The sequence below is a fragment of the Arthrobacter sp. TWP1-1 genome (assembly GCF_049897845.1).
Classification (GTDB): domain Bacteria; phylum Actinomycetota; class Actinomycetes; order Actinomycetales; family Micrococcaceae; genus Specibacter.
The window spans coordinates 79,631-99,011 of the sequence record NZ_JAFCXC010000007.1 but is presented as its reverse complement, the minus strand read 5'-3'; the positions used below and the strand labels follow the sequence as shown (position 1 = coordinate 99,011).

General features: G+C 60.7%; 20 protein-coding genes. 7 read left to right on the top strand and 13 right to left on the bottom strand.

Annotated elements, in window-relative coordinates; genetic code table 11:
* Nucleotides 1–16: 16 nt before the first annotated feature.
* From ACP7B9_RS13165 to ACP7B9_RS13110, 12 genes are all read right to left on the bottom strand, one after another.
* The gene (locus tag ACP7B9_RS13165; RefSeq protein ID WP_425864060.1) at nucleotides 17–838 is read right to left on the bottom strand and encodes an HAD family hydrolase; all 822 of its coding nucleotides are present in this window, start codon (nucleotides 836–838) and stop codon (nucleotides 17–19) included.
* Nucleotides 835–2,004 (bottom strand): cysteine protease StiP family protein, encoded by a 1,170-nt coding sequence (locus ACP7B9_RS13160; RefSeq protein ID WP_425864058.1) that lies wholly within the window; start codon nucleotides 2,002–2,004, stop codon nucleotides 835–837. Before ACP7B9_RS13160 ends, ACP7B9_RS13165 begins: the two co-directional genes overlap by 4 nt.
* A complete protein-coding gene (locus ACP7B9_RS13155; protein ID WP_425864057.1) occupies nucleotides 2,001–3,449 on the bottom strand; it encodes a phosphoribosyltransferase domain-containing protein in 1,449 nt (482 codons plus the stop codon). The genes ACP7B9_RS13160 and ACP7B9_RS13155 overlap by 4 nt, the downstream gene beginning before the upstream one ends.
* Nucleotides 3,446–4,624, bottom strand: a complete 1,179-nt coding sequence (locus ACP7B9_RS13150) for an HpcH/HpaI aldolase/citrate lyase family protein (RefSeq protein WP_425864056.1) — start codon at nucleotides 4,622–4,624, stop codon at nucleotides 3,446–3,448. The genes ACP7B9_RS13155 and ACP7B9_RS13150 overlap by 4 nt, the downstream gene beginning before the upstream one ends.
* 83 nt (nucleotides 4,625–4,707) lie before the next feature.
* Complete coding sequence (locus tag ACP7B9_RS13145; RefSeq protein ID WP_425864054.1) at nucleotides 4,708–5,610, bottom strand: hypothetical protein; 903 nt, start codon at nucleotides 5,608–5,610, stop codon at nucleotides 4,708–4,710.
* Between the two features lie 9 nt (nucleotides 5,611–5,619).
* Entirely contained in the window at nucleotides 5,620–6,171 is a 552-nt protein-coding gene (locus ACP7B9_RS13140) for a TerD family protein (RefSeq protein WP_425864053.1), read from the bottom strand.
* Nucleotides 6,159–6,665 carry a hypothetical protein gene (locus ACP7B9_RS13135; RefSeq protein WP_425864051.1) on the bottom strand — a complete coding sequence of 169 codons (507 nt, stop codon included), beginning with the start codon at nucleotides 6,663–6,665 and terminating at the stop codon, nucleotides 6,159–6,161. The genes ACP7B9_RS13140 and ACP7B9_RS13135 overlap by 13 nt, the downstream gene beginning before the upstream one ends.
* Before the next feature lie 86 nt (nucleotides 6,666–6,751).
* Nucleotides 6,752–7,945 carry a toxic anion resistance protein gene (locus tag ACP7B9_RS13130; protein ID WP_425864049.1) on the bottom strand — a complete coding sequence of 398 codons (1,194 nt, stop codon included), beginning with the start codon at nucleotides 7,943–7,945 and terminating at the stop codon, nucleotides 6,752–6,754.
* Between the two features lie 116 nt (nucleotides 7,946–8,061).
* The gene (locus ACP7B9_RS13125) at nucleotides 8,062–8,643 is read right to left on the bottom strand and encodes a TerD family protein (protein ID WP_425864047.1); all 582 of its coding nucleotides are present in this window, start codon (nucleotides 8,641–8,643) and stop codon (nucleotides 8,062–8,064) included.
* Between the two features lie 47 nt (nucleotides 8,644–8,690).
* Nucleotides 8,691–9,272 (bottom strand): TerD family protein, encoded by a 582-nt coding sequence (locus tag ACP7B9_RS13120; protein WP_425864046.1) that lies wholly within the window; start codon nucleotides 9,270–9,272, stop codon nucleotides 8,691–8,693.
* A 65-nt stretch (nucleotides 9,273–9,337) separates the two neighbouring features.
* The gene (locus ACP7B9_RS13115; RefSeq protein WP_425864044.1) at nucleotides 9,338–9,931 is read right to left on the bottom strand and encodes a TerD family protein; all 594 of its coding nucleotides are present in this window, start codon (nucleotides 9,929–9,931) and stop codon (nucleotides 9,338–9,340) included.
* A 44-nt stretch (nucleotides 9,932–9,975) separates the two neighbouring features.
* On the bottom strand, nucleotides 9,976–11,103 hold the full coding sequence (locus ACP7B9_RS13110; RefSeq protein WP_425864042.1) for a DUF475 domain-containing protein: 1,128 nt from the start codon (nucleotides 11,101–11,103) through the stop codon (nucleotides 9,976–9,978).
* Between the two features lie 402 nt (nucleotides 11,104–11,505).
* Between ACP7B9_RS13110 and ACP7B9_RS13105 the strand changes: the two genes are divergently transcribed.
* Together ACP7B9_RS13105 and ACP7B9_RS13100 are read left to right on the top strand one after the other, a co-directional pair.
* Nucleotides 11,506–12,561, top strand: a complete 1,056-nt coding sequence (locus ACP7B9_RS13105) for a hypothetical protein (protein ID WP_425864041.1) — start codon at nucleotides 11,506–11,508, stop codon at nucleotides 12,559–12,561.
* A 25-nt stretch (nucleotides 12,562–12,586) separates the two neighbouring features.
* Nucleotides 12,587–13,594 carry an adenosine deaminase gene (locus tag ACP7B9_RS13100; protein ID WP_425864039.1) on the top strand — a complete coding sequence of 336 codons (1,008 nt, stop codon included), beginning with the start codon at nucleotides 12,587–12,589 and terminating at the stop codon, nucleotides 13,592–13,594.
* A gap of 28 nt (nucleotides 13,595–13,622) precedes the next feature.
* On the opposite strand, the gene ACP7B9_RS13095 is transcribed toward ACP7B9_RS13100, so the two are convergent.
* Nucleotides 13,623–14,324 (bottom strand): LysE family translocator, encoded by a 702-nt coding sequence (locus ACP7B9_RS13095; protein WP_425864037.1) that lies wholly within the window; start codon nucleotides 14,322–14,324, stop codon nucleotides 13,623–13,625.
* Nucleotides 14,325–14,429: 105 nt separating this feature from the next.
* On the opposite strand from ACP7B9_RS13095, the gene ACP7B9_RS13090 reads away from it, so the two are divergent.
* The 5 genes from ACP7B9_RS13090 (at nucleotide 14,430) to fdhA (ending at nucleotide 19,338) form a co-directional block, all read left to right on the top strand.
* Nucleotides 14,430–14,885 carry an Lrp/AsnC family transcriptional regulator gene (locus ACP7B9_RS13090; RefSeq protein WP_425864035.1) on the top strand — a complete coding sequence of 152 codons (456 nt, stop codon included), beginning with the start codon at nucleotides 14,430–14,432 and terminating at the stop codon, nucleotides 14,883–14,885.
* Between the two features lie 96 nt (nucleotides 14,886–14,981).
* The gene (locus tag ACP7B9_RS13085) at nucleotides 14,982–15,779 is read left to right on the top strand and encodes a (Fe-S)-binding protein (protein WP_425864033.1); all 798 of its coding nucleotides are present in this window, start codon (nucleotides 14,982–14,984) and stop codon (nucleotides 15,777–15,779) included.
* The gene (locus ACP7B9_RS13080; RefSeq protein ID WP_425864032.1) at nucleotides 15,776–17,317 is read left to right on the top strand and encodes a LutB/LldF family L-lactate oxidation iron-sulfur protein; all 1,542 of its coding nucleotides are present in this window, start codon (nucleotides 15,776–15,778) and stop codon (nucleotides 17,315–17,317) included. Before ACP7B9_RS13085 ends, ACP7B9_RS13080 begins: the two co-directional genes overlap by 4 nt.
* The gene (locus tag ACP7B9_RS13075; protein WP_425864030.1) at nucleotides 17,314–17,949 is read left to right on the top strand and encodes a LutC/YkgG family protein; all 636 of its coding nucleotides are present in this window, start codon (nucleotides 17,314–17,316) and stop codon (nucleotides 17,947–17,949) included. The genes ACP7B9_RS13080 and ACP7B9_RS13075 overlap by 4 nt, the downstream gene beginning before the upstream one ends.
* 177 nt (nucleotides 17,950–18,126) lie before the next feature.
* Nucleotides 18,127–19,338: a formaldehyde dehydrogenase, glutathione-independent gene (gene fdhA / locus ACP7B9_RS13070; protein WP_425864028.1), complete on the top strand. Its 1,212-nt coding sequence runs from the start codon at nucleotides 18,127–18,129 to the stop codon at nucleotides 19,336–19,338.
* The last annotated feature ends 43 nt before the right edge of the window (nucleotides 19,339–19,381 follow it).

The window sequence follows — 19,381 nt, the reverse complement described above, 5'->3', positions numbered from 1 at the left end:
CAGCGGGGCCGCCCCCTTAGCTGGCTGAGGCGGTCACTTCGGCCAGGATGCGTCGCAGGACCTCCTCGCCCGCTAGAACACCACGCACGGAGGTGAGGCGGAGGTGGGACGCCAGGTATCCGGCGTCGTGCAATTCGCCATGCAGCGGACGGAAGGCAAGATCGGCGCCGTGCAGCATGCCCTGATCGAGCAGGGAATCGCCGGCGGCAATCACGGTGCCGGAGCCGGTGCGGCGGGCCACCTCGGCAAGGGTGTCCGTCTTGTTAATGGGCAGCGGGACACAATAGAGTTTCCGGCCCTGGATCGAAACGCTCCAGCCGGCCTCGGCGCAGAAGTCATTGAGCTCGTGCACAAAGGAATCTGGCATGGATTCACGGTCAATAATGGCGTAGACGAACAGGTCCTCTGCCCGGCGCAGGCGCAGGATCCACGGCGCAAAATCCGGGTTGGACAGGTGGGCCTCGATGCGTTCAAGGGGCGCGCAGGCGGCCGCCATCTTGGCCGAGAGCTGCTGGTGCCATGCCGCATCGGGAACGCCGTTGTGCAGCAGCACCCCGCCGTTGGAGGTGATGGCGTACTCAGGCACCGGTCCGGGAAGTTGCACACGTTCGTACTGAGCCTGCGTGCGCGTGGTGACGGGGACGAACGTTGCGGCAGCCTTTACCGCGAGTAGCAGCTCCTCGGCCGCGCGTGTCATGTAGGAGAGCGGGGCGCCGTCGTACACCTCGGCAACAATGAGCGAGGGGGCGTCCTTGTCGGCGCCGGTGAGCCAGAGAGCGTTCTTAGAGTAGATCAGGGTGCGGTCAAGGTCGCACGCAACCAGGGTTGGAGTGCTCATGCGTTGTGAACCGCCTTGCCGTCGGCGCCAACGGCGCTCTTGTCGAACTGGGGGTGGATCAGGCCAACGCAGCTGTAGGGCAGGCCCGGGACTTCCTCCACAGGGACACCGCGCTGTTCGGCAAGCAGGAGCACGTGGGCAACATCTGCCCGTGCCTCGGGGTTGACCAGCACCCGCCATGGCACGCGGCGCAGCAACACCCGGGTGGTTTCGCCAACGCCGGGCTTGACCAGGTTCACATTGTTGATCCCGTACTCGGTGCTGATCCGCTCCACGGCCTCCCAACCAATCCAGCTCGGCTGCGGTTGTGCGGCCCGGTGATCGGCGCTCTGGCGCTCAACGTCCGGGCGAACCTTCTCGAAATGGGAAGCGATGGCGTCCAAGAAATCATTGGAGACATCGTTGGGGGCCAGCTCGGAGTAGAACTTGGCCCCATGGAAATCGTCCGGGCCAATGTGCTCAACGTTGAATACCGTGCGGGAAACCAAGCCAGAGACCGTCGAATTCAGGCAGGCCGAAGGGATCAGGTAGTCCTCGCGGGTGCCGAACATCGAGACGCAATGTCCGGGATCGGCAAGAACGGCGAGGTCGTCGGGGAATCGGACGCCCGAGGTAGCGGCAAAATCATCGAGGGCGGCGGTGAGCTCGCGCGAGATGGCACCTTTGCCCGTCCAGCCGTCAACGAAGAGGATCCTGGAGGGGTCGAAGTTGGCGGCCAGGTACCGCAGCGCCGTCGGATCCAGACCTACCCCGCGCACGATGCTCATGGTGAAATGCGGCAGCTCAACCCCGTGGATCGCTTTGGCCCAGCGGCGCATCAAGATGCCAATGGGTGTGCCGGCGCGGGCAAGGGAGACCAACACAGGCTGGTTGTCCCTGGCTGACAGCGCCAATTCCGTCACCACTCCAACAGCCGTGGCAATCCGCGTCCCGGCACGGGCAACGGCCTCCTCATACAAGGCCTGGTACTCCGCACTGGGCGAGTACTCAACCGGCAGCGACTCAGCGTAGTTCGCGGCCCCGGATTGGATGGCGCGTTCCCTCTCGGCCGTGGGTGCCTCAAGGGCAACGTGGCTCAAATCCTTCAGCAGCCACACGACCTCGTCCGCAGCATAAGATCCAAAATCCGGCCCGGTCAGGGGCGTGGGCAGTTCAAAGTTGCTCATGGGGCGACCTCAATGGGGGTGCTGGTGGATGGGCTGGAGGAGTTTGCGGGATTGTCCACGGGAAGAAGGACCACGACGGCGTCATCGGCGACCGCCCGCAGCGCCACTGCCAGCGGCGGCAGGTCCGGGACGGAGCTGTGCAGCAGTTCCGTTCGCTCCGTGCCCGGTTCCGGGAATGCCACGATGGTTCCGGGCCGTTGCCCGGAACCACTGAGGTTATAGGCGAAGCGAATACCAGGACCGTCGTTTGTTAGATCATGGCTGGCAAAGACTAGGGCACTGGCGATGGCGTAATCGGGACGATCGACGGGAACGATGGGTGAACGGGTCGTGGTGGAGAAACGCACTTCACCATCAGGGCGCAAGCGGCCCAAAGCTTGGGCCACGGCCAGCGGCAGGAACATGTTTTCCTCACAGCCCAGCACCACGAACGGACCCTGAGCGCCGGTCTCCTCCAATTGCGCGGACAAATGCTCGGCAATTGCCTCGACCGTGGCCTGCAATGGTGCGGAGGCGTTGCCAAAGCGGTCGCTACGCACGGGTGAAATGAAACTGCTGGCCAACTCTAGAATCGACACGCGGCCGGCAGTTTCAAGCGAGAGCTTTTCTTGTGGCAGTTCTTCGATCAGCGTCGCAGCGCGGCCCAGAATATCCGCACCGAGTTCGATTCGCCCTGTTCCAAGGGCTGCCACCGCAATGCGGCAGTCAAGCTCCGCGGCCAAGGCATCAAAGCGTGACCGGTCCTCGGCGCTGCGCAGGTCTATCAACGCGGCCACCACATAAACAGGATGCGGCACTAGGGCGTGGAGCTCGCGAATGGTGTTGATGACCGTGGAACCTGTGCTGAGCTCGTCGTCGACCAAAATCACCGGCCCGGCCCCGTCCAGCCACTGCGGATCTGTGGGCACCATGGCATGCGAGGTGGCGTGCGAATGCCCCTCCTCAAAACCCGCCACGGGAACAACGCCGGGCGTGGCATGCCGGGTTGAATGAATGTAATAAGCCCCCAGGGCATTCGCTACCAAACGGCCAAGACCCGTGGCCGTTTCTGCATACCCAATCACGACGGCGTCCGGCACCACGGTGCGCAGCGTGGCGACGTGCCCGGTCAATGCGGAAATGGCTTCTTTTCGCTGCCCTGCGGGCTGTTGCAACACCGCGGTGAGAGCCCGGGCGGCCGCGGTGAGCTCGACGTCGGGCACTTGCTGGAAAAGTTCCTTGGCCGCGAAGGCGCCCAACAGCTCTCCCGCCGCAATGACCAGGGCGGGCTCGGTGGGTACGTGCTTGGCCAGGACTTGGGAGACCAGCAGGTGGGCCCGCTTGGGGTTGCGACGCAGGGCCAGTCCCACCAAATCCTCGATGGCGACGGCGCTGGCGGGATCGCTGTGGATGGCCACACCCAGGGCGTTGGCGACGTATCCGCCGGTCCAGAGGGGTTCGCTCATGCCATGCTCGCTTCCAAGAGATCAACGAACGTCACGTTCGCCGCGGAGACACCGAAGGCCTCGGCGCGCAGGAGTGTGCGCTGGGCCCAGGCCTGGTGGGGTTTCATCTCGTTCATCTTGTTGCCGTAGGGCGAGGCTGCCGCGCCGCCGTTGACGTTCCCGGCGATCGCCAGCGCATCCAGGTATTCCTCGTGGCTGACGACAGTCATGGCGTGAACGAGCGCCACGTGGGTGGGGTGAATGACGGTTTTGCCGAGCAGTCCGTTCGCCAGATCCAGTTCGATCTCGCGGATCAAGGTGTCCAAGTTTGCCGTCATGATGCGCTGCCGCAATCCCTGTTCCTGTAGCCCCGCAAACGGCGTGACACGCAGTTGGGGACGCAGCACGCGCTCGGTGTTTGAGTAGTGTTCCCAGACGGGGCCGGAGATGACGAAACCGCCCTCGGGCCGGCCCAGGACATTGACGATGTCGCCAATGACCCCGGCCACGACGTTGACGTCGTAAATGGTGAGGTCGCGGGAGCGGCGCAAGCCAAAGGCGCTGGACATGTCCGTTGCGCCGATCCGCACGGACAGGATGTCCTGGCGGTTGGCGGCCAACAGGGTGTAAATGTTCGTCAAGGCCGCGGCACGAGTCTCCAGGTGGATCACGGCCGGTGATTCAAGGATTGGCATGATGCGCAGGCGCCGACGGCGCGCCCCGCCGGATCCGCCATCAGGCACACCACCGTGACTGCCGTCCAGGCCTAGCTCGGCCTGGATCACGTGCAGGGCGTCGATGAATGCGGCACCTGTTCCAGTTTCGTTGTCGAACTTGGGAATCACAAACCCTGTCAGCACGGATGTGGCGGCGCCGGCTCGACGGGCAACGGACAGCATTTGTTCAGGCGTCCGGACGCGGACAAAAAGGAGCGGCAGGGCCTCGTTGCGGGCGGCGAGGCCCTTGAGGGTCGAAACCACATTCTCCTCGGCCTTTGCCACATCGGCATCGGGAATTGAATCCTCAAGGCAAAGCACCATGGAGACGCAACCGAGGTCCCGCTGCCGCCGTACATCCTTGACCAGATCCGGACGGTTCGCCGGGGTGTACAGCGTGCCGCCCAAAGCAACGGCCTGCAGATCTGGGGTGCTGTCCGCCGTTAGTTCAACAGGCGGCCGGTGAAAAAGCGTAGTCATTTGTGAAGCGGTCAATGAACGGAAATGTCGCATGGGCCCTTTCAAACGGATGTTGGCATACCTGCGGTGTTTACCAGCAGTGCCTAGCGGCCATAGGCGGACGTAGGTGCCCTGTGTGTCATGGAAAAATCGAACTCTTGCCAAATTTGCAGATCGGACCAATCTAGCGGTACCGGTTCGGCCCGGAGCTCCAGAACACTGCCAATCCGGTGGACCAGCAGGACTATCTGCGTGCCATCCTTGGCCGGTGGCAGCGCCACGGTATCGCCCGAGAACAGCCTTACACCCATGGCAGAGGTGCTGCGGTTGATGAAAATTGCGCGCCGCAGTTCCCGCACATGGCGCAACGTGATCAGGGCATCGTTGCCAAGGTAGCCCACCAACTCACGGTTTCCGCTGGTCTTTACGGGGCTTCCCGCCTTGTGCCCGTCAGCCGTCTGGGCACCAACCACGCGGCGCACGCTTTCCCATGCAATGGCCGTGCTGCCCGTGACGACAAGGGTGCCCACGGAGGATTGCAGTGCTGACAGCCGCAAGGCCCGATCCACCAGATTCAGTTCGTAAACGTCCTTGATGCCGGGAGCCGCGAATAGCAGCGCAACCTCGTGATCCTCCTGTTTGGACTTTTCCCGCTGCGCCGCTAGCTTCTGGGCCCGCGGACCAATGGACGACGCCGGACCGCCGCCTCCCAGCACTAGTCCGGCTGATCGCTGTGGGTGGGATTGGGGCTGGGATTGCGGCTGGATTTGAGCTTGGGTAGCCGGTTGCTGGGCAGGCGCCGCTACCGGTGGCCCGCCCAAGCTGAGCCCCGTTGAGGGCCGCAAGGCAGGGGGCGGGGATTGCGCCGGTGGTGCAACTGCCGGCGCAGTCTGCGCGGACGTGGCGCCTGTGCTGGTCCCGCTACTGGTGGCTGATTGGGCCCGGCCAGGCTTGATGCGGCGGCGCAGGAAAGTGATGTCGGTGCGCGGAGTGGAGGAGACGTTCACGGGGCGGCCCTACAGGCTGATTCCGTAGTCCTTGGCCACGCCGGCCAAGCCTGTGGTGTAGCCCTGGCCGAGGGCCCGGAACTTCCAATCATCGCGATGCCGGTACAGTTCGCCAAAAATCATAGCCGTAACAGAATCCACGTTCGTCACGGAAAGGTCAAAACGCACCAATTCACGATTATCCGCGGTAGCCACCCGGATATGGGCGCTGCGTACCGAAGCGAAAGTGCCCTGGCCCCGGAATTCTGGATCCACATGGGCCAGGAAAATGATCTTTGAAATGTCTGCAGGAACCAGGCCCAGCTGGACATCGATCTGTTCCTGATCGCCGTCGTCAATAAAGGTGACCGAGGAATCGGCGCTGACCAACTGGTTGAAATACACCAAATGGTCGTTGGAGACGGCCTGGCCGGATGCATCGCACATGACGGCGAACGGCACCAATTCCGCCTGCGGCCCCAGGCTGGGGATGGCATCCCAACCCAAGCCGACCACAACGTGGTCAAGGCCCGGATTCTCGGCAGTCAGGGCAGCATTTGCCCCTGCCACTAGTGTTGCCAAGATTGGCCCTCCAGACGCAATGGGTCCCTTTCAGAAACTGGTTGTTGCAATTGCAGGGCTGCATCCTGGGCGGAGAACTTGTCCGCAAGGAAGCGCCCATGGGTGGAAAGTTCCTCCACGGCGCCAATACGAATCTGGTTCAGTAGATCCGCAAGGGTTTGTTCAAGAGTCGCCAATTGTTCGGCGAACATGAACGTCGCAGAGGACTCCTCGTCATGATGGGACGGGGGCAGTGCCAGATACGCCTGCAGTGGTGTTGGCACGTAGCTGGTGATCATGGCGTTGAGCAGAACCCGTTGCTCCGTGGAGCAACCCCTGATTTGGATATCGGCAACTGCGTCCCGCATCAGGTCACCCAAGTGACGCAGCTGGGACATCAGCAGGGGTGGCAGAGTGCTCCCCGAACGGCGTACAGCCGCACGCAGAGAATCTACGGAGGCACCCATCTGGGCAATCTCCTGCGCAATCGGGTCAACGGTGGGGCGGTCGGGCACACTAGGTGCCCCTCCGCCGCCAAATCTGCCCCCCATAAAACGGCCAATCATAGCGCCACCCTTGTTTCCTCGAACGTGCTTCTAGCCTACTCGCGATCGGATTGGCGTGAGCGCTCCAGGTACGGCTTGGCCTTGGCCAATCCGTCCTCCAGAGCGTGCACAGTGCCTTCCATGTTTTTGGCGGCCGAGGCACGGAACGTGTCGATGGCATCCATGGTGGCAAAGACGTTGTCGAAGGCCTTCTGCAAGGTTTCAACACTCACGCCTGAGCTGGCGGCCTGCTGGTGAATGCGAACCGTCTGGTCCTTGAGCATCTCCGAGGTCTTCAGGATCATGTTGTTGGTTGTGGTGTTGATGGCATCAATCTGGTCCAGCACCATCTTTTGGTTCGCCAAGGCCTGAGCAACGATCACGGCGGTACGCAAGGCTGAAATGGTGGTGGTGCGAGCCCTGTCGACACCCTTGATCAGTTCAAGGTTGTTCTTGCGGATCAGGTCCATGGCCAGGTAGCCCTGCACCGAGACAGCCAGCTGGGTCAGGATGTCCTGATGGCGCTGACGGATGGGGTACAGAACATCGGCTTCAAGTTTCTGGGCCTGATCGATCTGGCCCGAGGCGCGGGTGGCGTCAATCTTCTCGACGCAGGCGGCGTCCAAGGCCTTGGCGAAGACAGCGTATTCACTCAGGCTCTGCATGGTTTCCCACAGCTTGACCTTTTCCCCGGCCAGGGAGGCGTTGTCCTTGAGGAGTTCGTCCTGGCCGGCCATCAGCGACTTGATAATGGCATCCAGCTGGGTCTGCGCGGATTCGTACTTCTGGAAGTACTTGGCCAGCTTGTTGCCGCCGGGGATGAAGCCCAGAATCTTGCGGCCAACACCGAGATCGGCGTTGTTGGGCGTGAGGTCCTCAACGGTGGTGCGCAGGTCGTTCAACGTGCCGGCAACCTGAGCCTGGGCGCTATTGCCGCTCTTCTTTGCCCCGGCCATGGACGTTGTGGAGCGTTCTAGCATGCGGCTGGATGCGTCCGAAGAGGTGGTCATTTCCGTGCCGGCCAGCTTGGAAATGCCGTCAACCTTGGAGGTGAATTCAGGGCTGCGAGCATCAACCGTGGCGATCTCGGCAATGAATTCCTTGGCCTGACGGCTGATTTCGACCTGACGCTCCGCGGGAACGGGAACCATGCCGGGGGCCTCTTCGGCCACAACGATCTCCGGTGCGTCGGGCGCCTTCAGGACTAGTGCGGTTTCGGCTTCGGAGGGAGGGGTCAAAGGTGAAGTCATTGTTAGATCCAATTCTCAGATAGCAAGGTGTGCAGAATGCTGATTTATGGGTGAAGCCTGCCGCCACGTCACAGGTGGCTGTGGCGGCAGGCTTCAGCAATGCAAAAAGCGATGGATCAGCCCAGCGGCACACCGAAATCGGTGGCGATGCCGGCCAAACCGGTTGCGTAGCCCTGACCTACGGCCTTGAACTTCCACTCCGCACCGTTGCGGTAAATTTCCGCGAACAGCATGGAGGTTTCGGGGGCTGCATCTTCGCTCAGGTCAAAGCGCACAATTTCTTGATCGTTGCTCTGGTTCACTACGCGGCAGTAGGCGCCACGTACCTGGCCAAAGTTCTGGCGGCGGGCTTCGGCCTGATCGATCGAGACAACGATGACAACGCGTTCAACATCCGCGGCGACCTTGGTGAGGTCGATCAGGATCTGCTCGTCGTCGCCGGCGCCGTCGCCGGAACGGTTGTCACCGAGGTGGGTGACGGAACCGTCTTTGGCGGCAGGCTGGTTGTAGAAGATGAAGTCGTCACCGGAACGTACCTTGCCGGTGGCGGCCACCAGAAGCGCCGAGGCGTCTAGGTCAAAGGCTTCGCCGGTGGTGGTGCGTGGATCCCAGCCCAAACCAACAACTGCTTGCTGCAGTCCCGGATCGGTTTTGGTCAATGAGAGGTTGTTACCTTTTGCGAGCGTCAGTCCAGCCATGAAATCGAGTCCTTACGTTGTGGATTTACTATTTGGAGCAGCTGCGTTTAGTCCAGAATAATTCCGTAGTCGGTTGCAATGCCGTGCAAGCCGCTGGCGTAGCCTTGGCCAACAGCGCGGAACTTCCACTCTGCGCCGTGGCGGTAGATCTCGGCAAAGATCATGGTGGTCTCCGACGCCGCGTCCTCGGAGAGGTCGTAGCGCACGATCTCGGTGTCGTTGTCCTGGTTGATCACGCGGCAGTATGCGTCCCGAACCTGGCCAAAGTTTTGGCCGCGGGAATCGGCCTGGTCAATCGAAACAACAATGATGACCTTGTCGATGTCCTCGGACACCGTGGCGAGGTTGATCAGGACCTGCTCGTCATCGCCGTCACCATCACCGGTGCGGTTGTCGCCCTGGTGGACAACAGAACCGTCCTTGGATTCGAGCTGGTTGTAAAAAATAAAGTCGTCATTGTTGCGAACCTTGCCGCGGTTGGTGACAAGGATGGCGGACGCATCCAGGTCAAAGGCGGCTCCGCTGGTGGTGCGCGGGTCCCAGCCCAAGCCAACCATGGCCAGCTGCAGTCCGGGATCGGCCTTGGTCAGGGATAGGTTGCTGCCCTTGGACAATGTCAAAGATGCCATGAAAACTGAACTCCTCTCATCGCGAAGCGACGCTAACAAACTTAAGAAAAACGGTTGGCGAATCCCTACAGGGTTGCGGCTGCCGGCTGGATCAGGTCCATGGCCGTACGGCCGTTGGCACGGTCACCGATGGCCGTGAACTGCCAAGCCCCACCGTCGCGGGAAACCTTGGCCATGATCATGGCCGTGTGGGTGCCGGAATCGGTCAATTGAAAACGAGCCACTTCCGGGGAACCAGCCGTGGACTCATCAACGAGGCGGCAGAAAGCATTCTCGACCAGGTCAAAGGTTTGACGGCTGTAGCTGCTGATGACAAATACGATCTGTGCAACGGCCGGGGAGACCTTGGCAAGATCAACGAGAATGACCTCGTCGTCGCCATCGCCCTCACCGGTCAGGTTGTCGCCCGTGTGGCGGGTGGAGCCGTCCTTGCTCTGAAGCTGGTTGAAGAAGACGGTGTCGAGTGCCTTGCCGCTCGCGTCAAAGAAGATGGCCGAGGCGTCCAGATCAACGTCGGCAGCCTTCTTCAGGCCACCAAACAATCCACGCTTGGCAGGGGCCGCAGAGTCCCAGCCCAGACCCATCCGCACCCGGGTGAGGGCAGCGCCGTCGTTCTTCTTCAGTGAAAGGGCCTGACCCTTTTGCAAACTAAGTCCCATAACGTTCTTGCTCCTTGTGAATAGATGAGGAAAACAGTGGTTCGTCAGCTGGTTAGCTGGTCAACTTTGGGCTGCTCCGACTCGGCGAGGCGCTTGTTGCGGACAATCGAGGACACGAACGCGGCGGCAATGAACACCACGCCGATGACGCCGGTGATGACCTCGTTGACCTCAATGCTGATGGTCAAAAGCAGGATGACGGACAGCGCACCAATGGCCCAGTGCGCGCCGTGATCAAGGTATTCGTAGTCATCCAGGGTCCCTTCGCGAACCAGGAAAACAGTCAGCGAGCGGACAAAGATGGCGCCGATCAGGCCGAGGCCTAGGGCGATGATGATGGGGTCGGAGGTGATGGCGAACGCGCCGATGACCCCGTCGAAGGAGAATGATGCGTCAATGACTTCAAGGTAGAGGAAGAGCATGAACGCGGCCTTGCCCACTGCCTTGCCGACGCCCTTGTTGGACTTGTTCGACTTCTTGGCGATCGCAGCGGCCTGGGCATCGATGTCATCGGCGTCGCTATCCCCGTCGCCATCGACGTCGAACAAGTCACCCAAGCCGTTCACGAGGAGGTAGGTGACCATACCCAGGATTCCGGAGATCAGGACGTCAACTTCCTTGCCTGGGCGGACCATGGTGGCCGAGATGACAAGGATGACCATGGCGATCGCCATTGCGGCGCCGTGGAGGCGACCAACGAACGCAAGTGGCTTTTCCAGCCACTTGAGCCAATGGATCTCACGCTCTTCAAACATGAAGTCGAGGAACAACATGAGCAGGAAGACGCCACCGAAAGCGGCAATCTGCGGGTGCGCATCGTGCAGGAGGTAGGCGTAGCTGCCCTCGGTGTGGATATCGCCCTTTTCCAGCGCCAATTGAATGGCCTGCACAGGATTGAGATTGGCGGTCACGCCCACGATCAACAGCGGGAAAGCAACACGCATACCCACAACGGCAATCAAGATACCGACGGTAAGGAAGATCTTCTGCCAGAACTCGCTCATCTTTTCCAAGATGCGCGCGTTGACCACGGCGTTGTCAAAACTCAGGCTAACTTCCAAAACACCCAGAATGGCGCAAAGAATTAGCGCTTCAATGCCACCGTAGAAAAAGGCGACAACAAGTGCCACGGCGGTGATCCCGAAAGACCACCCAAAAGTTTTCATGAACACGCGCTGACAAGCTCCTCAAGAGTTCCCCGGTCACATGGGATCAGGGATTTGTGGTCGATGTGAGAATACCCGCACGCGGCCCGACGGCGTACGCGCGGATCGTTCAAAGTCAATTATCTCCATTCACTCTATATATTCCTAATGGTTGGGGCGCCGAAATGGTTCCCTTTTTCTCATCAAAGTGATGGTATCCATGGTGCATCACGGCACTGACAAAGCTGTTGCGGAAATGGGTTTTCACTATTGGGTGAATTATCTTCGAAATTCTAAGAGTGGATGGGCGCCGCAGTCAGGCGTCACGCAGCTGTGGTTAGCTGCGCAAAAGTGTGGAAAGCAGTATGGTCAGGCTCAGTTGGACTTATGCTGCCGCTGCAGCGTCATTCATGAATTGGGGGCTGGATCATGACGGAGATTTTGTTGGATGCCAAAGGACAGGACAGGCTTAACATCCTTGTGCAATGGGCTGCGGAAGCGGCGCTGGCCGGCCATCTGGTGCCGGAGCAGGGTGATCTGCAAATCATTGCGCACACCAAGCTTGTTGCCGTAGAGGGAAGCGGCGCATCCGTGGTTCAAGGGTGGGAGTCAACCATCAGCTGGATGCTGAAACAAGCCACGTTCGGTGTCATGGATCCCTTCCGGCACCTGCCCGAGGAGCTACTCAGTCCGGCGGGCATCCCAACGCCGGGCCCCGCCGTCGTTCTCGAGGGAAACGAGGAAGTCACTGAGGTCCTTGAGGTCCTGCCCAAGGCAACATCCCCGTCCAAGCTTCCGAAGTGGGAAGCAGCTGCCCGTGAGCAAGTGCGTGAGGCCATTAAGCGGTACACCAAGCCACTGCACGATCTAAAGGCCCGCGATGCCAACGAAGGAGATACCCGCCTTGTTGTCACCGATATCTTGTGTGAGGGGCTGGACTACGACAAATTTAGGGACCTCACCACCGAGTACATGGTGAAGCAGGATTTTGCCGATTATGGAGTGCGGATCGACAAGCAACTCGTGGCCTTCATTGAAGTGAAGCGGATCAGCCAGAAACTCAACGAGCGGCATCTGCGGCAGGTACAGATGTACGCCGTCAATGAGGGAATTGAATGGATGGTCCTGACCAACGGCGCCGTCTGGCAGGCCTATCACCTCACCGGTGGGTTGCCAGTCATCATCAATATGGCCTTTGAGATTGACCTGCTGGGCCCGGAGTCGCTCGAGGAAAAAGCCGAGCTGATGTTCTTGTTGCACCGTGAGGCGCTCAAGCGTCGGCGGATCGATGAGTCCTGGAAACACCGAGCGGCCACCGAGCCGAAAGCCCTTTTGGAGCTCATCCTCTCCGAAGCCTTGCTGGAGCAGATCCGAAAGGAAGTTAAACGGCGTACAGGCATCACAACAACTCCCGAGGCGCTGAGCGAAGTCATTAAGACTGAGATCGTTGACCCGAAGCTCATGGCCAAACTTTACAAGTCCTGACGGCTGGCAGCTTAGGGTTAATGGCATGACAACGCGAGAATTAACGCTGCCCACGGCCGAACTCCACCTGCACATCGAGGGGACGCTCGAGCCGGAGCTAATTCTTGAACTTGCGGCCCGCAACGGCATTGCTCTGCCGTTCCCGACGCTGGAATTACTGAGTGCGCAGTACGAATTCAAGGATCTCCAGTCCTTTCTGAACCTGTACTACGCCAACATGGCCGTCCTGATCACCGAGGCTGACTTTGCTGACATGACCCGTGCTTACCTGGGCCGGGCCCAGGCGGCCGGGGTTCGGCATGCCGAGATCATGTTTGATCCCCAGGCCCACCTTGCCCGCGGTGTTGAACTGACGACGGCGGTGGACGGTATCGTTGCGGCCCTGGCTTCCAGCGAAGCCGAGTTTGGTATCAGTACCGGGCTCATCGCGGCGTTCCTGCGCGATGAATCAGAGGACTCTGCGCTGGAGGTTTTGGAGGCCCTGCTGTCCATGGGCGCTCCCATTATTGGTATTGGCCTCGACTCCGCGGAGGTGGGGAATCCGCCGTCGAAGTTTGTCCGGCTCTTTGAGCGGGCGCGTGCTGCCGGGCTGCGGCTCGTGGCCCATGCCGGCGAGGAAGGCCCGCCCAGCTATGTTGTGGAAGCCCTTGACCTGCTCGGGGTTGAGCGGATCGATCATGGCATTCGGTCCGTGGAGGATCCTGCGCTGGTCAGGCGGCTCGTTGCGGAGCAGGTTCCCCTGACTGTGTGTCCGCTGTCCAATGTGCGCCTGCGCGCGGTGGATACGCTGGCGGAGCATCCCCTGCCCCGCATGATCGAGGCCGGCATGAACGTGTCCGTCAACTCGGATGACCCGGCCTACTTTGGCGGCTATCTTGGTACCAACTTTGAGGCGCTGGAGACCGAATTCGCCTGGGGCGCTTCGGTTGCGCGGACGCTGGCCGGCAACTCCATCCGGTCATCGTTTGCATCTGACTCGCGTAAGAGCGAGTTGTTGGCTGAACTTGATTCCTGGAGTGCAGCGCAGGGCTAATTTGTGGCTCAGATGCCGGCGGCCTCGGCTAGGCCAGCGCGGTAAGTCTGCCGGCGGCTTCGGTCACCGGACCAATCTGCTCGACCAGTAAAACGGCGCCGAGGGCGCACATAATGATGCCGCTGGAGAGCGTCACGCCGCGGGCAGCGCCGGGCCGGGAACGCAGCAGCTTTCGCGAGCCGGCGGCCACCAACGTGTAGATCACGGCAGTGGAGACCACGAAGGACGTGCCAAGAATTGCCGATTGCAACGGTACCGAGAAGGCGGCGTCGGTCCTGATGAACTGCGGGGTGAGAGCCACGAAGAGCAGCAGCCCCTTCGGGTTGATGCTGCTTGTTCCGAAGCCCTGCACAAAGGACCCCCACGTCGAGCCCGCCGTGTCAGGGGCAGCGGATGTCCCGGACGCGGCGGGAAGTTCGCCATTGGCCCCGACACTCACGAACCCTGCTCCGCGCCAGGACTTGGTGGTCATGAACCCCAGCCACAAAAGATAAATGGCACCAGCCACCGTCAACCACAGCAACAGGCTCGGGATGGCCGCCATGAGAGCCGCGATTCCGGCGGCCAACAGGATTGTGTGAAGCACGTATCCGCCACATAATCCGGCCACCGCTGGGACAAAGCTGCGCCGCCCGAGGCCCGCAGCAATAGCGAAGGCCCAGTCTGGACCGGGGGTGCAGCTCAGGGTGATGGCCACGATGAGGAATCCCGTGAGTGCCTGCGGTTCCATAATGTTCCTGCCTGATTGTTGGGTTACGGCAAGCTTAGGGAAACGTGCACAAGAAGTGCTTACCTTTTTCACCCCGAATTCAGGTCTGGGCGATAAGATAATTGCGTGATTGATGCAATTGATAAAGAAATTTTGCGCACGCTCCAGAATGACGGACGCATGAGTGCCACCGCGCTTGCTGCCGAGGTTGGGTTGACGGTTGCCCCGTGCCATCGGCGCCTGAAGGATTTGGAAGGATCTGGCGTCATCAGTGGGTATCGGGCCATCGTAGATCCGGGTGCGGTGGGGCTGGGGTTTGAGGCGCTGGTCTTCGTTTCGCTGGCCCAGGTGGACCGTGCCACGATCGACGAATTCGAGGCGAAGGTGTCCGGCAACCGGCGCATCACATCCGCCCAGCGCTTGTTCGGAGACCCGGATTACATTCTGAAGGTCGTGACCAAGGATCTCGACGACTACCAAAAGCTGTATGACACCGAGCTGACCAGCCTTCCCGGCGTTCTGCGACTGCGCTCCACTTTGGTCATGAAGAATCTCAAGCCAAGCGCGGGTTTGCCGCTTTAGAAAAGCCCTGCTGAGGCACCCCTGAATTGCGCGAATTTCGACAAGTTAGGGTGTGGTCAGTCCACATGATGCGTGATTTGGCCTACAGTGGTGATCATGAAAATTGCGCTCTTCGCCACCTGCATCGTTGACGCCATGTATCCGCGCACGGCACAGGCCACCGTGGCGATCCTTGAACGGCTTGGGCACGAGGTCGTTTTCCCCGCCGGCCAGGCTTGTTGCGGGCAGATGCACGTGAATTCCGGCTATTTCAAGGAAGCCCACTCCGTGGTTGCGAATCATGTGCGGGCCTTTGACACGGAAGACTACGACGTCGCCGTGGCGCCTTCCGGCTCCTGTGTGGCCAGTGTGAAGCATCAGCATGAGTTGGTGGCCCGCCGCTGCGGAGACAGTGCGCTGGAAGCCCGAGCCGCCGTCGTGGGCGCCAAGACCTATGAGCTATCCCAGCTATTGACTGACGTCTTGGGTGTTACCAACGCGGCCGAGCAATTGGGATCGCACTTCCCGCACAAGGTCACCTACCATCCGAGCTGCCACGGTATGCGGCTACTGCGCTTGGCGGACAGGCAATTGAACCTCCTGAAAAGTGTGGGCGCAATCGAGATGGTGGAACTGCCGGAAGCCGAGCAATGCTGCGGCTTCGGTGGCACGTTCTCAATGAAGAACGCAGACGTATCCAGCGCCATGAACGCCGACAAGGCTGCCAACATCTGCGGGACAGGCGCCGAGCTGTGTTCCGGGGGAGACGCCAGCTGCCTCATGCACATCGGCGGCGGGTTAGCGCGGCAGGGGAGTGACGTAGCTACCCTGCACTTCGCAGAAATCCTGGCCAGCACTCTTGAAAATCCGGTATCGGTCACCGGTACGGTCACGTTGGCAGGGGGCAAGCGATGAGCAACACTTTTCTGGGCATGCCGTCGCTGCCCGTTTATGGCCACGGCAATCTCAACGCCACGGAGCCGTTCCCCAAAGCGGCCCATCGAGAACTTGGCAACGAGCAGTTGCGTGCCAACCTTGGCCACGCGACCCACACCATCCGGGACAAGCGTCTCAAAGTCGTTGCCGAGCTTCCCGATTGGGAACAGATGCGTGACGCCGGCAGCGCCATCAAGAATGCCACCATGGCGAATTTGCCAGCCCTGCTGGAGCAGTTCGAGGCGAACTTTACGGCCCGCGGCGGCATCATCCACTGGGCTCGTGACGCCCAAGAGGCCAATGAAATTGTCACCGCTCTCATCAGGGAAACCGGTGAAAGTGAAGTGGTCAAGGTTAAATCCATGGCCACCCAGGAAATCGGTCTCAACGAATACCTGCAAGAGCAGGGGATTGAAGCCTTCGAGACCGATCTCGCGGAGCTGATTGTTCAGCTCGACCACGACAAGCCCAGCCACATTCTGGTCCCCGCTATCCACAAGAACCGCAGCCAGGTCAGGGAGATCTTCCTGCGCGAAATGCCCGTGGTGGATCCAAACTTGACGGACGAACCGGCACGGCTTGCCGAGGCTGCCCGGAAGCACCTGCGCAAGAAATTCCTCTCCGCCAAGGTTGCGGTCTCAGGCGCCAACTTTGGCCTTGCCGACACAGGCACGCTGACTGTTGTGGAATCCGAAGGCAACGGCCGCATGTGCCTGACCCTGCCGGAAACCCTCATCACTGTCATGGGCATCGAAAAACTTCTGCCTTCGTGGAGCGATCTCGAGGTGTTCATGCAGCTGCTGCCACGGTCTTCCACGGGCGAACGCATGAATCCTTACACGTCCCTGTGGACGGGCGTGACCCCCGGCGATGGTCCGCAGAACGTGCACCTGATCATGCTCGACAACGGCCGCACCGCCGCGTTGGCCGATGAAATGGGCCGCACGGCACTCAATTGCATACGCTGCTCAGCATGTATGAACGTCTGCCCCGTCTATGAACGCACGGGCGGCCATGCCTATGGTTCGACCTATCCGGGCCCGATTGGCGCCATCCTTTCTCCGCTCATGACAGGCATCAAGAGCGAGGAAAACAACTCCTTGCCTTATGCGTCCTCATTGTGTGGCGCCTGCTTTGACGCCTGCCCCGTGAAGATCAATATTCCCGAAATCCTTGTGCACCTGCGCGGCGTGGACGTGGACTCCAAGCGCTCCAAAGGGAAGGTGCCCAGCCAGATGGACCTCATGATGAAGGGCGCAGAGTGGGCGTTCTCCAGCGGCTCGCACCTGAACTTGCTGGAAAAGGGGCTGCCGTTGGGCAAACTGGTTGCGGGCCGGGACAAGGTCATCAAAAAGCTCCCAGGCATCGCCGCAGGGTGGACCCAAAGCAGGGATATTCCGGCCCCGCCCACGCAATCGTTCCGCCAGTGGTGGGACAAGGAACACCAGCCGGGTGCCGCCGTCGTACCCGGGACCGCAGTCGGAACCGAGAACAGCAACGAAGGGGAGCAGGCATGAGCGCGCGCGAGGACATCATGAACCGCATCAAATCGGCCCTGAGCGACGCCCCAGAGGCGCCCGAAGTCCCCCGGGAATACCGCCGCAGCTCGGCCATGACCGCGCAGCAGCGCCTCGATCAGCTCGTGGACAGGTTGGTGGATTACAAGGCCAAAGTGTTTGTCACTCCCACGGACGGCGCTGCGGCGAAGCTGGCTGAACTGCTGTCCGGGAGCACCGCCATCGTGGTGCCGCACGGCTTGCCCCAGGAGTGGCTTGCCGCGGTGAAGAACGACGCCGAGACGTTGGCTGTGCACGTTGACTCACCCGAGCACCGCCTCACCACTTTGGAACTGGATGCCGTGGATGCTGTGGTGACGGCTGCGGCGACGGCCGTGTCGGAGACCGGAACCATCATGCTCGACGGCAGCGACGATCAGGGTCGACGGATCATCTCGCTGGTCCCGGACCGGCATATTTGCCTGCTGCGGGCCAGCGACATTGTGGAGGTGCTGCCCGAGGCTATTGCGCGTCTGGAGGCCACCCGCCCACAGACCTGGATCAGCGGGCCGAGTGCCACGAGCGACATTGAACTTGAACGCGTCGAGGGCGTGCACGGCCCGCGCACCCTCGACGTCATCATCCTGACGTAGCCGCCCTTACATATTCCTAGTTCCACCCCTAGACTGGCTGGAACCCCTTGATTCCCCGATAAATTTCGGCACCAAGTATTGCGCTTGGCGTATATTTTCGCGGGCGGGGTTGATTTCTTGTTGCACTAGAAGGCTCCAGAAGGAACCTTCTGAACTAACTAGGAAGGAAGCATCGCCATGTCAGGAAACAAAGCTGTTGCCTACAAGGGACCCGGAGTAGTTGAGGTCATTGACGTCGATTACCCCACGTTTGAACTCAAGGACGGGCCGGGCGTCAACCCGGCCAATGTGGGGCGCAAAGTCCCCCACGGCGTCATCCTGCGCACTGTAGCCACAAACATCTGTGGCTCCGATCAACACATGGTGCGAGGACGCACCACGGCTCCCACGGATTTGGTGCTGGGCCATGAGATCACCGGTGAAGTGATCGAGGTAGGCCCGGATGTTGAATTCATCAAGGTCGGTGACATCTGCTCGGTTCCCTTCAACATTTCCTGCGGTCGTTGCCGCAATTGCAAGGAACGTAAGACCGGCATTTGCCTCAACGTGAACCCAGACAGGCCCGGCAGTGCCTATGGATACGTGGACATGGGTGGTTGGGTTGGTGGCCAGGCCGAGTACGTCCTGGTGCCCTACGCCGACTGGAATTTGCTGAAGTTCCCGGACCGGGATCAGGCTCTTGAAAAGATGCTGGACCTGACCATGTTGTCGGACATCTTCCCCACGGGCTTCCACGGCGCTGTCACGGCAGGCGTCACGGTTGGCTCCACTGTCTACATCGCCGGCGCTGGTCCTGTCGGTCTGGCCGCAGCAACGAGCGCGCATTTGCTCGGCGCCGCGGTGGTCATTGTCGGTGACATGAACGCGTCCAGATTGACGCAGGCCCGCACCTTTGGTTGTGAAACTATTGACCTTTCGCAGGGAGATCCAGGCAGCCAGATTGAGCAGCTGTTGGGCATCCCGGAAGTGGATTGTGCCGTTGATGCCGTGGGCTTTGAGGCGAAGGGGCACGGACAAGGTGCTGGTGAGGCGCCGGCGACTGTGCTGAACTCGCTCATGGACATCACGGCGGCTGGCGGTGCAATGGGCATTCCGGGCCTGTATGTCACGGGCGATCCCGGTGGCATCGATGCGGCCGCGCAGAAGGGTGCACTGAGCCTAAGCTTGGGTACCGGCTGGGCCAAGTCCCTGTCCTTCACAACCGGTCAGTGCCCCGTCATGAAATACAACCGCGGCTTGATGATGGCGATTCTGCATGACAAGGTCTCCATTGCCAAGAACGTCAACGCGAAGGCGATATCCCTCTTGGATGCACCTCGCGGCTATGCCGAGTTCGACGCCGGTGCTGCCACGAAGTACGTGCTGAATCCAAACGGCTACTTGAACTAGCCACCATCTGTGATGCAGTAGTTGCTGAATTTGTGCCGATTTT

Excerpts from the sequence above, each read along its gene's own strand:
- ACP7B9_RS13080 (WP_425864032.1), top strand. The coding sequence starts at position 15,776 with ATGAGCAACACTTTTCTGGGCATGCCGTCGCTGCCCGTTTATGGCCAC.
- ACP7B9_RS13125 (WP_425864047.1), bottom strand. The coding sequence starts at position 8,643 with ATGGCTGGACTGACGCTCGCAAAAGGTAACAACCTCTCATTGACCAAA.
- ACP7B9_RS13115 (WP_425864044.1), bottom strand. The coding sequence starts at position 9,931 with ATGGGACTTAGTTTGCAAAAGGGTCAGGCCCTTTCACTGAAGAAGAAC.
- fdhA (WP_425864028.1), top strand. The coding sequence starts at position 18,127 with ATGTCAGGAAACAAAGCTGTTGCCTACAAGGGACCCGGAGTAGTTGAG.
- ACP7B9_RS13130 (WP_425864049.1), bottom strand. The coding sequence starts at position 7,945 with ATGACTTCACCTTTGACCCCTCCCTCCGAAGCCGAAACCGCACTAGTC.
- ACP7B9_RS13100 (WP_425864039.1), top strand. The coding sequence starts at position 12,587 with ATGACAACGCGAGAATTAACGCTGCCCACGGCCGAACTCCACCTGCAC.
- ACP7B9_RS13105 (WP_425864041.1), top strand. The coding sequence starts at position 11,506 with ATGACGGAGATTTTGTTGGATGCCAAAGGACAGGACAGGCTTAACATC.
- ACP7B9_RS13160 (WP_425864058.1), bottom strand. The coding sequence starts at position 2,004 with ATGAGCAACTTTGAACTGCCCACGCCCCTGACCGGGCCGGATTTTGGA.
- ACP7B9_RS13120 (WP_425864046.1), bottom strand. The coding sequence starts at position 9,272 with ATGGCATCTTTGACATTGTCCAAGGGCAGCAACCTATCCCTGACCAAG.
- ACP7B9_RS13165 (WP_425864060.1), bottom strand. The coding sequence starts at position 838 with ATGAGCACTCCAACCCTGGTTGCGTGCGACCTTGACCGCACCCTGATC.
- ACP7B9_RS13155 (WP_425864057.1), bottom strand. The coding sequence starts at position 3,449 with ATGAGCGAACCCCTCTGGACCGGCGGATACGTCGCCAACGCCCTGGGT.
- ACP7B9_RS13085 (WP_425864033.1), top strand. The coding sequence starts at position 14,982 with ATGAAAATTGCGCTCTTCGCCACCTGCATCGTTGACGCCATGTATCCG.
- ACP7B9_RS13150 (WP_425864056.1), bottom strand. The coding sequence starts at position 4,624 with ATGACTACGCTTTTTCACCGGCCGCCTGTTGAACTAACGGCGGACAGC.
- ACP7B9_RS13095 (WP_425864037.1), bottom strand. The coding sequence starts at position 14,324 with ATGGAACCGCAGGCACTCACGGGATTCCTCATCGTGGCCATCACCCTG.
- ACP7B9_RS13075 (WP_425864030.1), top strand. The coding sequence starts at position 17,314 with ATGAGCGCGCGCGAGGACATCATGAACCGCATCAAATCGGCCCTGAGC.